The sequence below is a fragment of the Sphingomonas sp. HMP9 genome, from assembly GCF_013374115.1.
GTDB lineage: Bacteria > Pseudomonadota > Alphaproteobacteria > Sphingomonadales > Sphingomonadaceae > Sphingomonas.
In genome coordinates this window covers 1,896,479-1,909,220 of record NZ_AP022673.1, presented here as the reverse complement: position 1 = coordinate 1,909,220, position 12,742 = coordinate 1,896,479, and the positions used below count along the sequence as shown (strand labels likewise).

Sequence of the window (12,742 nt, the reverse complement as noted above, 5' to 3'; positions counted from 1 at the left end):
GCTGGCGCGCTTGGTTCGTGGCTTACGCGGTGACGATCTCCGGCAGGATCGCGTCGAGGAGCAGTGCGCCCGCCTCGGTAACGCGTAACCGGCCCGGCGCGTGCACGATCAGCCCGAGTGACTCCAGCCGGGCCACCGCCGCCAGATCGACCGGCACGACCCCTGCGTTCAGCGCCGTGATCCGGTCCAGATCCACCCCTTCCGTGAGCCGCAACCCCATCAGCAAAGCCTCGGTAGCGCGGGTCGAGGGTGTCAGCGGATCCTCCACTTCCATCCCGTGGCCGTTGCGCTCGATCGCCGCGAGCCAGTTCTCCGGCTTCTTCCGGCGCACCGTCGCCAGCCCGCCGCGACGGCCGTGCGCGCCCGGACCGATCCCGGCATAATCCTGGTAGCGCCAATAGGCGAGGTTGTGACGGCTCTCCGACCCCGGCCGCGCATGGTTCGACGTCTCGTACGCGGGCAATCCGGCCGCGGCGGTATCGGCGCGCGTCGCCTCGAACAGGTCGGCCGCCGAGTCGCCATCCGGGATCACGATCCGCCCTGCCAGAGCCTCGGTCGCGAACCGCGTGCCAGCCTCGATCGTGAGCTGGTACAGCGAGAGATGTTCCGTCCCCAGGCTCAGCGCGCGCGCCAGTTCCGCCCGCCAATCGTCGAGCCGCTGGCCGGGGAGCGCATAGATCAGGTCGAAACTCACGCGCGGAAAGACGCTTTGCGCGGTGGCGAGCGCGGCTTGCCCCTCGTTCACGTCATGCGCGCGCCCCAGGAACTTCAGCGCTTGATCGTCCAGCGATTGCAGCCCCAGCGACACCCGGTTCACGCCGGCGCGCGCCAGATCGGCGAACCGTGCCGCTTCGACCGAGGACGGATTCGCCTCCAGCGTGATCTCGATACCTTCGGCGAATCCCCACGCCTTCTCCGCGGCATCCAGCACCGCCGCCACGGTCGAGGGCGGCATCAGCGATGGCGTACCACCCCCGAAGAAGATCGATTGCAGCTTGCGCCCGGGTAGAACTCGCGCCTCATGCGCCAGGTCGGTCAGCAACGCCTCTCGCCACGCCGCCTGGTCGACCTCCTCGCGGACATGACTGTTGAAGTCGCAATACGGGCATTTCGACACGCAGAACGGCCAATGGACGTAGAGCGCGAGGTCGCCCGCTGGATGGGCGCTGGGGCTTGGTGTTTCGAAGACGGGCATTATCTCGCGCATATGGTCGCACGGGGCGGCCGAAGGAAGCGCAATGACGGCACGGATGGGTTTGGCGATCGCCGCGGTGCTTTTGATGGCAGGCTGCGCGCAGGGCCCGGAGCGAGTCGTCGAGCGTCGCGATACGATGGCGCCTGCGCCGCGCGGGCCGAGCCTGCTCAAGGCGGCGATGATGGACGGCCACAACGCCGCGCGCGCCGCCGTCGGCGTGGCGCCGCTGACCTGGAGCGACACACTGGCGACCACCGCGCGTGCCTATGCCGAGGAGCTGGCGCGCACGCGGAAATTCGCGCACGCCCCGCAACCGCAGGGCATGTCGCGCGAGGGCGAGAATTTGTGGACCGGCACGCGCTATGCCTATGCGTACACCGAAATGATGGGGCACTGGGTCGCCGAGAAGCGTGATTTCATCAATCAGCCGACCCCCGGGTTCAGCCGGACGGGGAAGTTCGAGGACGTCGCGCACTACACGCAGATCGTCTGGCGCGGCTCGACGCAGGTCGGGTGCGCGATGGCGAGCAACAAGACCGACGACTATCTGTTGTGCCGCTACTCGCCCCCCGGCAACGTCTTCGGCGAGCGTGCCTATTGATCTGGGTTAGGCCGGTAGTGAGACCTCGGTGGTACTTTCTTAAGCGATCATCGGCTAACCTGCTTTAATGATACCGATACCCAAACCAGATGACTCCCGGTCCGGTGGTTGCGTCGGATGCCGTAACGGTGCCGGCCTGTCGTTTGCCTTCTCGATGGCGTTTCAGCCGATCGTCGATGTCGAGACCGAGACGGTCTTTGCCTACGAGGCGCTGGTGCGTGGTCCCGAGGGGCAGTCGGCGGCCAGCGTCCTGGGTCGGGTCGATGGCGAAAACCTGTACGCGTTCGATCAGCAATGCCGGGTGCGTGCGATCGAGGCGGCGGTGAAGGCCGGGCTCCTGGACACCGCCGCGCGTCTGTCGATCAATTTCCTGCCGAACGCAGTCTATTCGCCGGCGGCCTGCATCCAGCTGACGCTCAAGACCGCGGCCGCGGTCGGGATGCCGACCGACCGGCTGATCTTCGAGTTCACCGAGAATGAAGAGATGCTCGATCCCGCACACGTCGCGAACATCATCGCGACGTACCAGAAGATGGGGTTCGGCACCGCGCTCGACGATTTTGGCGCGGGGCACGCTGGATTGAACCTGCTCGCGCGGTTCCAGCCGGATATCATCAAGCTCGACATGGAACTGATCCGCGACATCGACACGAGCTCGCCGCGGCGGATCATCGTCGAGGGGATGCTGCGGATGTGTACCGCGCTGGGAATCTTGGTGATCGCGGAGGGCGTCGAGACGGTCGGCGAGTTCGACGCGCTGCGTGCGCTCGGCGTCCGCTACATCCAGGGGTATCTGTTGGCCAAACCGGCGTTCGAGGCGCTGCCGGCGGTCACGTGGCCCCAGAAGCAGTCGATCGCTGTTTAACCACATCGCCTTCCGTCATCCTGATGCACGTGAGGATCCAGAGTAACGGGCGTCGCCCTTGATGGCTCTGGATCCTCACTTTCGTCAGGATGACGGGATGGGGAGGATCGAAAGGTCCGCCCCTACGGCAAATTAGAACACTGCGGCTTCGAGCAGTTTGAATGCCTCGTTGCGGTGGCTGATCGCGTTCTTGGTTTCGTGCGGCAGCTCGGCATAGGTCTGGTCGTAGCCGAGCGGCACGAACACCGGATCATAGCCGAACCCAACGTTCCCGCGCGGTGGCCAGACGAGCGTCCCCTCCGCGCGTCCTTCGAACCATTCGACATGACCATCGGGCCACGCCAGCGCGAGCACGCTCACGAAATGCGCACCGCGCGTGACGTCCGGGCCCTTGGCGACCACCGCGTCCTCGACCTTCTGCATCGCCATCATCCAGTCGCGACCGTTCGGCGTCTCCGCCCAGTCCGCGGTGTAGACGCCAGGATCGCCGTTCAGCGCATCGACGCACAGCCCGCTATCGTCCGCGAGCGCAGGATAGCCCGACAGGTCGGCGGCCGAGCGCGCCTTCAGTTCGGCATTGGCGAAGAAGGTGGTCCCCGTCTCGATCGGCTCGGGCAGGTCGAGTTCGGCCGCCGAGACGACCTCGAGCCCGCGCCCTTCGAGCAAAGCCGCGATCTCGCGGACCTTGCCCTTGTTGTGGCTGGCGATGACCAGCTTGCCGGGTTGCAGCTTGCGGATCGCCTGCGGCTCCTTGCCTTCGCCGCTCATTTCGCGACGGCTTTCGCCTGCGCGGCGAAGATGTCGGTGCAGCCGATGCGGGCGAGGCGGAGCAGGCGGAGCAGCGCCTCCTCGTCATAGGTCGCACCCTCGGCGGTGGCCTGCGCCTCGGCGATGTTGCCGTTTTCGAGCAGCACGAAGTTCGCATCCGCATCCGCGCCCGAATCCTCGATATAGTCTAGATCGAGCACCGGATTGCCTTGGTAGATGCCGCAGCTGATCGCGGCGACCTTCTGCGTCAGCGGGTCGGCGGTCAGCTTGCCGCTTGCCAGCAACCCGTCGATCGCGAGCCGCAGCGCGACCCAGCCGCCGGAGATCGACGCGGTGCGCGTGCCGCCATCGGCCTGGATCACGTCGCAGTCGATCACGATCTGGCGCTCGCCGAGCAGCTTCAGGTCGACGACCGCGCGCAAGCTGCGCCCGATCAGCCGCTGGATTTCCTGCGTGCGGCCCGACTGCTTGCCCTTGGCGGCTTCGCGGTTGTTGCGCGTGTTGGTCGCGCGCGGGAGCATGCCGTATTCGGCGGTCACCCAGCCCTCGCCCTTGCCGCGCATGAACGGCGGGACCTTTTCCTCGACGCTGGCGGTGACGAGCACCTTGGTGTCGCCGAAGCCGATCAGGACGGAGCCCTCGGCATGCTTGGTGAAGCGCGGCTCGATCGTGATCTCACGCATCTGGTCTGGGGCGCGGCCGGATGGGCGCATGGTGTAATCCTTCGTGAACGTTCGTGAAAAACTGCCGTTCGTCCCGAATAGTCATCGAGCGTGTCGAGAGGACGTATCGAAGGACATGTACCTCGATACGCGGTCTCGGCTGCGCTCGACCGCTACTCGGCACGAACGGGGAAAGCGGTTGCCTAGCCTTTCGTTTGGTCGCTCGCCAGCCCAACCACCGCCGTCATCCTGACGAAAGAACCGTCATCCTGACGAAAGAGCCGTCATCCTGACCACAAAGCCCGTCATCCTGACGAAAGTCAGGATCCAGAGCCACGGAGATCGGCACTCGGTTACCCTGGATCCTGACTTTCGTCAGGATGACGGAGTGGGCAGGGCGCGCATTCCCCCTTTGTACGACGCCGGATCCGCCCTAGATCAAAGCGATGGCCACGCCCCCCGTCACCGAACTGACCGACCGCGCGCGCGACATCTTTCGTGCGGTCGTCGACAGCTATCTCGCCAGCGGCACGCCGGTCGGGTCGAAGACGATCGCGCAGCTGACGGGCTTGAGCCTCTCGCCCGCCTCGATTCGCGGCGTGATGGGCGAACTCGAAGGGCTGGGCTTGCTCGCCAGTCCGCATACCAGCGCAGGCCGGATGCCGACCGATCTGGGGCTTCGGCTGTTCGTCGACGGGATGATGCAGGCGATGGAGCCCTCGTTCGAGGAGCGCCAGACGATCGAGGCGCGCGCCGGCGTCGGTGGTCCGGTCGAGGAGGCGCTCGCCGCCACCACGCTCGCGCTGTCGGGGCTGTCGGCGTGCGCGGGGCTGGTGATGGTGCCCAAGCGCGAGCTGAGACTGCGCCAGATCGCCTTCGTCGCGCTGTCGCCCGAACAGGCGCTGGCGGTGCTGGTCAGCGAGGACGGCTCGGTCGAGAACCGCGTGATCGCGCTGCCCAAGGGCATGTCGGCGTCCGCGCTGATCGAGGCGGGCAATTACATGTCGGCGACGCTCGGCGGGCTGACGCTGGCCGAAGCGCGGGGCCGGATCGAGCGCGAGCTGGCGGACGGTCAGGCGGCGCTCGACGGCGCCGCGCGGACGCTGGTCGAGCGCGGCATCGCGGTGTGGAGCGAGGATGCGGATCGCCGCCCGGTGCTGATCGTGCGCGGGCAGGGGCGGTTGATCGATGCCGCCGCCGCCGCCGATCTCGACCGGGTCCGCGACCTGCTCGATGATCTCGAGGGAAAGCAGGAAGTCGCATCGCTTTTGGACAGCGCGCGGGCGGGCGATTCGACGCGGATCTTCATCGGTGCTGAGACCAAATTGTTCGCGCTTTCAGGATCTTCGGTGATCGCACGACCGTTCCGTGGGCTCGACGGTCGGGTGGTCGGCGTGGTGGGCGTGATCGGGCCCACGCGGTTGAACTATGCGCGCGTCGTGCCCATGGTGGATTTCACGGCTGCAACGCTCGCCCGGTTGATGGGTTGAGCGGGCCCAACTTATAGGGAAAACCATGTCCGAGACTGACCAGAACGCCCCTGCCGACCTGCGCGAAGAGACCGCTGAAGACGCGCCGGAAGTGGCCGCGAACGACCGCGTCGCCGAGCTCGAGAACCAGCTCGCCGAAGCCAAGCAGAACGTCCTGTACGCGCAGGCTGAGATCCAGAACGTCCGTCGCCGCGCGGAGAAGGAAGCGCAGGACGCGCGCGCCTATGCCGCCACCGCGTTTGCACGCGACGTGCTGTCGGTTGCCGACAACCTCGCGCGCGGCCTGTCGGCTATCCCGGCGGACCTGCGCGCGGACGACAAGATGAAGGGGCTCGTCACCGGGCTCGAGGCGACCGGTCGCGAGCTGGAGAGCGTGTTCCAGCGTCACGGCATCACGAAGATTGCTGCCGAGGGCCAGATGCTCGACCCGAACAAGCACCAGGCGATGCTCGAAATGCCGAGCGACCAGCCGGCGGGCACGATCGTGCAGGAGATGCAGGCAGGCTATATGATCAAGGACCGCCTGCTGCGCCCCGCGATGGTCGGCGTCGCCAAGGCGGGGTAACTCTCTTCGCCAAATTCGGTGTTCTCCTGCGAGAGCAGGAGCCCAGGATCACGCACGCCAACGCTCGGAACCCTGGGCCCCCGCCTTCGCGGGGGAACTGGAGAGTGACGGGAATGCGGCATCGGTAGGATGACGACTTGAACCAGAACCTCACCACCGACCGCGAGACCTTCGTCACGCATCTCGAATGCTCGATCACCGGCGAGCGGTATGAGGCGGACCAGTTGCATGGCTTGTCGCGTGCCGGCAGGCCGCTGCTCGTCCGCTACGATCTCGACGCGGTACGTTCGGCGATTTCGCGCGATACGATCGAAGCGCGGCCGACCGATCTGTGGCGGTGGCGCGAACTACTGCCCGTCCGCCACACTGCCAACATCGTCAGCCTTGGCGAGATCGAGACGCCGCTGGTGCCGCTGACGAAGTCCGGTGGCCCCAACGTGCTGGTCAAGGACGAAGGTCGCCTCCCGACCGGGTCGTTCAAGGCGCGCGGGCTCGTCATGGCGGTGGCGATGGCGAAGGAACTCGGCGTCACCAAGATCGCGATGCCGACCAACGGGAATGCCGGCGCGGCGCTGGCCGCCTACGCCACGCGCTGCGGGATCGAGACGATCGTCTTCTGCCCCGACGATACCCCCGAGATCAACGTTCGCGAGATCGCGATGCAGGGCGCGCGCGTGTGGCGCGTCAACGGCCTGATCGACGATTGCGGCGCGATCGTCGGCAAGGGCGCCGCGGAAGGTCGCTGGTTCGACTTCTCGACGCTGAAGGAGCCCTATCGAATCGAGGGCAAGAAGACGATGGGCCTCGAACTCGCTGCGCAGTTCGGCTGGAAACTGCCCGATGCGATCTTCTACCCGACCGGCGGTGGCACCGGGCTGATCGGGATGTGGAAGGCGTTCGACGAGCTCGAAAAGCTCGGCTGGATCGGGTCCGAGCGGCCCAAGATGTTCGCGGTGCAGGCCAGCGGCTGCGCACCGATCGTGCGCGCGTTCGAGGCGGGCGAGGAGCATGCCGAGCGCTGGGAGGATGCAAGCACCGTCGCGGCGGGCATTCGCGTACCCAAGGCGGTTGGCGACTTCCTGATCCTCCGCGCTGTGCGCGAGAGCGGCGGGCAGGCGATGGCGGTCGGCGATCCTGCGATCCTGAAGGCGGTCGATGCGGCGGCCAAGCAGGACGGGTTGCTGCTGTGCCCGGAGGGCGGCGCAACGCTCGCGGCGTATCATCAGGCGCTGAACACCGGGTTGGTCGACGAGGACGACAAGGTCGTACTTTTCAACTGCGCGACCGGCCTGAAATATCCGATGCCCGAAGCGCCGCAAGCGCTTGATAGAACACGACCTATCGATTTCGACGCGCTGTAAACGTCGGATTCGCGCCGATCTGGTGAAGCGCGATCTACCAGATCGGTGGTTGAAATTGATCCATGTTGTCTGCAACGGGGCGCCCTTCTTTACAAAAAGGGTCTTCAATGCAGAAAATCGTCCAGGTCGTTTGTGTCGTTCTCATCGCGGCAGCCGTGATGTTCGGCGGTCGTTGGTACATGTACGTCGCGCGCGGCTCGAGCCCGTATGACGAGGTCGGCATCGCGCTGAACGGCTACGCGCCGGGTCCGATGCGCGCCTGGGGCTGCCACAAGATGCAGGCGCGGTTCCCGGGGCAATTGCCGCCTTACGGGTGCGGCGGGTCGGATGGCCGTAGCTGGCTCTGACGCTACTGGCGTAATCCCATAGCCTGTCATCGCAGTGTTCGCAGGGATGACAGGCGAGGGATTACGCCCGACGCTCCCGTCATCCTGACGAAAGTCAGGATCCAGAGCCACGGCCGGCGCGCTTGGTTACTCTGGATCCTGACTTTCGTCAGGATGACGGGAATGGTGTGGTTGGCGCAAACGGCAGCACCGTCTCATACTGCGCAAGTGGCGGCGCACCCGCCACCTTCGCCCCGGCGCGCAGCAGGAAGGCATGGCGCACGATCTCGCCCTGCTGCTCGATGCCGTAGCGGTGCAGCGCGACCCCCGGCCGGAACGCATAGTCGTACCGGCACCATGGATGCCGTGCGAGCGGCAGGAACACGCCGCGCTGATGTTGCCAGATATGCGTCATCTCGTGGACGAACAGCCCCTGCAACGTCAGGTTCGCGTGCGCGAAATCGTCGCACCACAAATCGCCCTTGGGGTGGAAGTGGATGCATCCGCGCGGCGCCATCACCGTATCGCGCGGTTGGAAGAACGCCCATTTGCTGCGGGACAGGCTCACCTGCGCGTAGTCGATCGCGCCGCCGAACACGGACGCGGCGAGCGCCGTCTCGCCGTCGGTAAGCCCGCGGTTCACGTGCCCGCCGGGGTCCCCGCCGCAACCACGTTCGCGTTGCCCAGGATCCGCGTTCCGTCAGCAAACGCGAACGTCAGCATGATGCGGTCACCCGGCTTGATCCCCGAATTCATGTCGAACAGCATCACGTGCCGCCCGCCGGGTGCGAACGCGACATCGGTGTTCGCCGGAATCTCGACCTTCGCGAGCGGCGCCATCGTCGACATGCCGCCCTTGTCCATCGTCTCGTGCATCTCGGACTTGATCGCGACGTCGGTGGTGGCCGAGATCAGCGTCGCAGGCGTCGGCCCGCCATGCACCGTAAAATACGCCGCCGCCGGTCGCCCCGTGACCGCACCAAGCCGCACCCAGGCGCCATCGACCGCCAGCTGTTTCGGTGGCGCGCACGACGCTAGCGCCATCGCGGCCACACCCAGTCCGAAAACGATACGCATAGGTTACTTTTCTCCGGGCCCTGCCTCTTGTGCATCCTATGACCGGTACAATCTTGCGGCAAGCGCGAGGCCACCTATATCGCGCCCATCATCAGAAAGGTTCCACTCCCGTAACGGGGCGGAACCGATTTCGTATTTCGTTTCAAGTGAGGGGCTAATCAGAACTCATGGCTAAAGTAATCGGTATCGATCTCGGCACGACCAACAGCTGCGTTTCCGTGATGGAAGGCGGCAAGCCCAAGGTCATCGAGAATTCCGAAGGCGCACGTACCACGCCGTCGATCGTCGCGTTCGCCAAGGATGGCGAGCGGCTGGTCGGCCAGCCCGCCAAGCGTCAGGCTGTTACCAATGGCGACAACACCATCTTCGCGGTGAAGCGTCTGATCGGCCGTCGTTTCGACGATCCGATCACCAAGAAGGACACCGAGCTGGTCCCGTACAAGATCTCGCGCGGGCCCAACGGCGACGCGTGGGTCTCGGCCGGCGGCAAGGATTACTCGCCGTCGCAGATCTCGGCGTTCACGCTGCAGAAGATGAAGGAAACCGCCGAATCCTATCTCGGCGAGACGGTCACGCAGGCGGTCATCACCGTGCCGGCCTACTTCAACGACGCACAGCGCCAGGCGACCAAGGACGCCGGCCAGATCGCCGGCCTCGAAGTGCTGCGCATCATCAACGAGCCGACCGCGGCAGCGCTGGCCTACGGCCTCGACAAGCAGGACGGCAAGACCATCGCGGTCTACGATCTCGGCGGCGGCACGTTCGACATCTCGGTGCTCGAGATCGGCGACGGCGTGTTCGAGGTGAAGGCCACGAACGGCGACACCTTCCTCGGCGGTGAGGATTTCGACAACAAGATCGTTCAGTTCCTCGCCGACGAGTTCAAGAAGGCGGAGGGCATCGACCTCGCCAAGGACAAGCTGGCGCTCCAGCGTCTGAAGGAAGCGGCCGAGAAGGCGAAGATCGAGCTGTCGTCGGCACAGTCGACCGAGGTCAATCTGCCCTTCATCACCGCGGACCAGAACGGCCCGAAGCATCTGGTGAAGTCGATCACGCGCGCCGACCTGGAGCGGATGGTCGAGGACCTCGTCAAGCGTACGCTCGAGCCGTGCCGCAAGGCGCTCGCAGACGGCGGCCTGAAGCCCGAGGACATCTCGGAAGTCGTGCTCGTCGGCGGCATGACTCGCATGCCGCGCGTCCGTGAGGTCGTGAAGCAGTTCTTCGGCAAGGAGCCGCACACCGGCGTCAACCCGGACGAGGTCGTCGCGATGGGCGCCGCGATCCAGGCCGGCGTGCTGCAGGGCGACGTCAAGGACGTGCTGCTGCTCGACGTGACGCCGCTGTCGCTCGGCATCGAGACGCTGGGTGGCGTGTTCACCCGGATGATCGATCGCAACACGACGATCCCCACCAAGAAGTCGCAGACCTATTCGACCGCCGACGACAACCAGGGCGCGGTGACGATCCGCGTGTTCCAGGGCGAGCGCGAGATGGCGGCCGACAACAAGATGCTCGGCAATTTCGATCTCGTCGGCATCCCGCCGGCCCCGCGCGGCGTGCCGCAGATCGAGGTCACGTTCGACATCGATGCCAACGGTCTGGTCAGCGTCTCGGCCAAGGACAAGGGCACCGGCAAGGAGCAGCAGATCCGCATCCAGGCGTCGGGTGGTCTCTCGGACAACGACATCGACCAGATGGTCCGCGACGCCGAGACCTTCGCCGAAGAGGACAAGAAGCGTCGTGCCGGCGCCGAGGCGAAGAACAACGCCGAGTCGCTGATCCACACCACCGAGCGTCAGCTCGCCGATAACGGCGACAAGGTCGACGAGTCGCTCAAGACCGAGATCCAGGCCGCGATCGACGCGACCAAGGCTGCGGTCGAGGGTGGCGATCCCGACACGATGACCGAGAAGAGCACCGCGCTTGCCCAGGTCGCGATGAAGCTCGGCCAGGCGATCTACGAGAAGCAGGCTCAGGCGGACGCCTCGCCGTCGGCCGATGGCGATGCGGCGAAGAAGGACGACGACGTCGTCGACGCCGAATTCTCGGAAGTCGACGACAACCCGAAGGCGTAAACGACTTCCCCCTCTCCCCCTCGGGGAGAGGGTCGGGGTGAGGGCAGTACCGAGAGGGTCCGTGTGTGGCGGCCCCTCTCCCAACCCTCTCCCCGGAGGGGAGAGGGCTAAGATCATGAGTACCCAGACAGATTATTACGAACTGCTCGAGATCGAGCGGACCGCGGATGCGGGGACGATCAAGTCGTCCTACCGCAAGCTCGCGATGAAATATCACCCGGACAAGAACTCGGGCTGCAAGGATTCCGAGGCGCAGTTCAAGGCGGTCAGCGAGGCCTATGACTGCCTCAAGGACCCGCAGAAGCGCGCGGCCTATGATCGCTTCGGCCATGCCGCGTTCCAGAACGGCGGCGGCGGCGGTCATAGCGGCGGTACGCAGGATTTTGGCGGCTTCAGCGATATCTTCGAAAGCGTCTTCGGCGAATTCATGGGCGGCGCACAGCGTGGCGGCGGGCGCTCCGCCGCACGGCGCGGCGCAGACCTTCGCTACGACATGGAAGTCAGCCTGGAGGAAGCGTTCCACGGCAAGACGACCGAGATCACGATCGACGTCTCCGCGCTCTGCGACACGTGCGACGGCTCGGGCGCGAAGCCCGGCACCCGCGCCAAGACCTGCCAGCATTGCGGCGGCCACGGCAAGGTGCGCGCGCAGCAGGGCTTCTTCGTCGTCGAGCGGGCCTGCCCGGTCTGCAACGGCGCAGGCGAAGTCATCGCCGACCCGTGCCCCGATTGCCGCGGCGAGGGCCGTGTCGACAAGACCAAGACGCTTTCGATCAACGTCCCCCCGGGCGTCGAGGAAGGCACGCGTATCCGCATGTCCGGCGAGGGAGAAGCGGGCGCGCGCGGCGCTCCGGCGGGTGACCTCTACATCTTCCTTCACGTGACCAAGCACGCTCTGTTCGAGCGCGAGGGCACGACCCTGTTCGCGCGTGCGCCGATCAGCTTCACCGTCGCGTCGCTTGGTGGGTCGTTGTCGATTCCCGGCCTCGACGGCCGCACGCACGAGGTGAAGATCCCCGCCGGCATTCAGTCGGGCAAGCAGTTGCGCCAGCGCGGTGCGGGGATGCCCGTCCTGCAAGGTCGCGGCCACGGCGATCTCGTTGTCCAGATCGACGTGGAGACCCCGACGCGTCTGAGCAACCGCCAGAAGGAATTGCTCGAGATGTTCCGCGAGACGGAAACGGGCGACGAATGCCCGGCGAGCCAGGGCTTCTTCGCCAAGCTCAAGGGTGTGTTCGCGGCCGAATAAGCGGGACTACAATACTGAACCAAAGGGGGGCGCAATGCTGGCATGTCTGTTCACCGCAATAGCCTGTTGGCTGATCATGCTCGCCGCCCCCCAAACGCCGATCGGCAGGGCGATGCGTTACATGCTGGTCGCCGAGCCGGCGACGCGGTTGTCGCGCTTCACCCGAGGGGACGCCGCGGTGATCGTCCTGCTGATGATAGCCGCCGCGATGGTCACCCTCGTTGGCGAAGGCGACGGCATCCGTGTCTTGACCCTTGCGGCTCCCGACATCGCGGTCTGGATCACCACCTTCGAGGTGTCGGCTTATCTCGACATCGTCCTGGCGTTGGCTGCCGCAGCCTCCAGTTTACGCGTTCGCGGTGCCGTCGCGCGCTATCTGGGTGTCTTCGCCCGACGCCCGGCTGCAAAGGGCCACCCGCGCGCAACCCGATCGCGCAAAACGCGGTCGATGGTTGCTGACAATGACGACGACAGACATTGGCGGGGTATCGCATCCGCCGCCTGAACT

The 12,742-nt window shown here is 65.8% G+C and carries 14 protein-coding genes; 9 read left to right on the top strand and 5 right to left on the bottom strand.

What is annotated here, in order from left to right; genetic code table 11:
• Positions 1 to 22: 22 nt before the first annotated feature.
• Entirely contained in the window at positions 23 to 1,195 is a 1,173-nt protein-coding gene (gene hemW, locus HMP09_RS08430; protein WP_176499989.1) for a radical SAM family heme chaperone HemW, read from the bottom strand.
• A gap of 43 nt (positions 1,196 to 1,238) precedes the next feature.
• Here hemW and HMP09_RS08425 point away from each other — a divergent pair, with 43 nt between their 5' ends.
• Together HMP09_RS08425 and HMP09_RS08420 are read left to right on the top strand one after the other, a co-directional pair.
• Positions 1,239 to 1,796, top strand: a complete 558-nt coding sequence (locus tag HMP09_RS08425; RefSeq protein ID WP_176499988.1) for a CAP domain-containing protein — start codon at positions 1,239 to 1,241, stop codon at positions 1,794 to 1,796.
• A gap of 154 nt (positions 1,797 to 1,950) precedes the next feature.
• The gene (locus tag HMP09_RS08420) at positions 1,951 to 2,661 is read left to right on the top strand and encodes an EAL domain-containing protein (RefSeq protein ID WP_176499987.1); all 711 of its coding nucleotides are present in this window, start codon (positions 1,951 to 1,953) and stop codon (positions 2,659 to 2,661) included.
• 132 nt (positions 2,662 to 2,793) lie between these two features.
• Here the strand turns inward: HMP09_RS08420 and rdgB are convergent, their stop codons facing one another.
• Together rdgB and rph are read right to left on the bottom strand one after the other, a co-directional pair.
• Positions 2,794 to 3,429 (bottom strand): RdgB/HAM1 family non-canonical purine NTP pyrophosphatase, encoded by a 636-nt coding sequence (gene rdgB, locus HMP09_RS08415; protein WP_176499986.1) that lies wholly within the window; start codon positions 3,427 to 3,429, stop codon positions 2,794 to 2,796.
• Positions 3,426 to 4,142 carry a ribonuclease PH gene (gene rph / locus HMP09_RS08410; protein WP_056416653.1) on the bottom strand — a complete coding sequence of 239 codons (717 nt, stop codon included), beginning with the start codon at positions 4,140 to 4,142 and terminating at the stop codon, positions 3,426 to 3,428. The genes rdgB and rph overlap by 4 nt, the downstream gene beginning before the upstream one ends.
• A gap of 395 nt (positions 4,143 to 4,537) precedes the next feature.
• Between rph and hrcA the strand changes: the two genes are divergently transcribed.
• From hrcA to HMP09_RS08390, 4 genes are all read left to right on the top strand, one after another.
• Positions 4,538 to 5,581 carry a heat-inducible transcriptional repressor HrcA gene (gene hrcA / locus HMP09_RS08405; RefSeq protein WP_176499985.1) on the top strand — a complete coding sequence of 348 codons (1,044 nt, stop codon included), beginning with the start codon at positions 4,538 to 4,540 and terminating at the stop codon, positions 5,579 to 5,581.
• A 25-nt stretch (positions 5,582 to 5,606) separates the two neighbouring features.
• On the top strand, positions 5,607 to 6,146 hold the full coding sequence (grpE, locus tag HMP09_RS08400) for a nucleotide exchange factor GrpE (protein ID WP_176499984.1): 540 nt from the start codon (positions 5,607 to 5,609) through the stop codon (positions 6,144 to 6,146).
• Positions 6,147 to 6,283: 137 nt separating this feature from the next.
• Entirely contained in the window at positions 6,284 to 7,507 is a 1,224-nt protein-coding gene (locus tag HMP09_RS08395) for a threonine synthase (RefSeq protein WP_176499983.1), read from the top strand.
• Between the two features lie 107 nt (positions 7,508 to 7,614).
• The gene (locus HMP09_RS08390; protein WP_176499982.1) at positions 7,615 to 7,854 is read left to right on the top strand and encodes a hypothetical protein; all 240 of its coding nucleotides are present in this window, start codon (positions 7,615 to 7,617) and stop codon (positions 7,852 to 7,854) included.
• Positions 7,855 to 8,002: 148 nt separating this feature from the next.
• Here HMP09_RS08390 and HMP09_RS08385 read toward each other — a convergent pair whose 3' ends face one another.
• Together HMP09_RS08385 and HMP09_RS08380 are read right to left on the bottom strand one after the other, a co-directional pair.
• Positions 8,003 to 8,476 (bottom strand): vgr related protein, encoded by a 474-nt coding sequence (locus tag HMP09_RS08385; RefSeq protein WP_176499981.1) that lies wholly within the window; start codon positions 8,474 to 8,476, stop codon positions 8,003 to 8,005.
• The gene (locus HMP09_RS08380) at positions 8,473 to 8,910 is read right to left on the bottom strand and encodes a copper chaperone PCu(A)C (protein WP_176499980.1); all 438 of its coding nucleotides are present in this window, start codon (positions 8,908 to 8,910) and stop codon (positions 8,473 to 8,475) included. Before HMP09_RS08380 ends, HMP09_RS08385 begins: the two co-directional genes overlap by 4 nt.
• Before the next feature lie 167 nt (positions 8,911 to 9,077).
• On the opposite strand from HMP09_RS08380, the gene dnaK reads away from it, so the two are divergent.
• The 3 genes from dnaK (at position 9,078) to HMP09_RS08365 (ending at position 12,739) form a co-directional block, all read left to right on the top strand.
• The gene (gene dnaK / locus HMP09_RS08375) at positions 9,078 to 10,985 is read left to right on the top strand and encodes a molecular chaperone DnaK (protein WP_176499979.1); all 1,908 of its coding nucleotides are present in this window, start codon (positions 9,078 to 9,080) and stop codon (positions 10,983 to 10,985) included.
• 115 nt (positions 10,986 to 11,100) lie between these two features.
• Entirely contained in the window at positions 11,101 to 12,234 is a 1,134-nt protein-coding gene (gene dnaJ / locus HMP09_RS08370; protein ID WP_176499978.1) for a molecular chaperone DnaJ, read from the top strand.
• A 34-nt stretch (positions 12,235 to 12,268) separates the two neighbouring features.
• The gene (locus tag HMP09_RS08365; RefSeq protein ID WP_176499977.1) at positions 12,269 to 12,739 is read left to right on the top strand and encodes a hypothetical protein; all 471 of its coding nucleotides are present in this window, start codon (positions 12,269 to 12,271) and stop codon (positions 12,737 to 12,739) included.
• Positions 12,740 to 12,742: the final 3 nt, after the last annotated feature.

Coding starts and splice junctions, on each gene's coding strand:
- hemW (WP_176499989.1), bottom strand. CDS start 1,195: ATGCCCGTCTTCGAAACACCAAGCCCCAGCGCCCATCCAGCGGGCGAC.
- HMP09_RS08425 (WP_176499988.1), top strand. CDS start 1,239: ATGACGGCACGGATGGGTTTGGCGATCGCCGCGGTGCTTTTGATGGCA.
- hrcA (WP_176499985.1), top strand. CDS start 4,538: ATGGCCACGCCCCCCGTCACCGAACTGACCGACCGCGCGCGCGACATC.
- rdgB (WP_176499986.1), bottom strand. CDS start 3,429: ATGAGCGGCGAAGGCAAGGAGCCGCAGGCGATCCGCAAGCTGCAACCC.
- grpE (WP_176499984.1), top strand. CDS start 5,607: ATGTCCGAGACTGACCAGAACGCCCCTGCCGACCTGCGCGAAGAGACC.
- dnaK (WP_176499979.1), top strand. CDS start 9,078: ATGGCTAAAGTAATCGGTATCGATCTCGGCACGACCAACAGCTGCGTT.
- rph (WP_056416653.1), bottom strand. CDS start 4,142: ATGCGCCCATCCGGCCGCGCCCCAGACCAGATGCGTGAGATCACGATC.
- HMP09_RS08420 (WP_176499987.1), top strand. CDS start 1,951: ATGGCGTTTCAGCCGATCGTCGATGTCGAGACCGAGACGGTCTTTGCC.
- HMP09_RS08390 (WP_176499982.1), top strand. CDS start 7,615: ATGCAGAAAATCGTCCAGGTCGTTTGTGTCGTTCTCATCGCGGCAGCC.
- HMP09_RS08380 (WP_176499980.1), bottom strand. CDS start 8,910: ATGCGTATCGTTTTCGGACTGGGTGTGGCCGCGATGGCGCTAGCGTCG.
- dnaJ (WP_176499978.1), top strand. CDS start 11,101: ATGAGTACCCAGACAGATTATTACGAACTGCTCGAGATCGAGCGGACC.
- HMP09_RS08365 (WP_176499977.1), top strand. CDS start 12,269: ATGCTGGCATGTCTGTTCACCGCAATAGCCTGTTGGCTGATCATGCTC.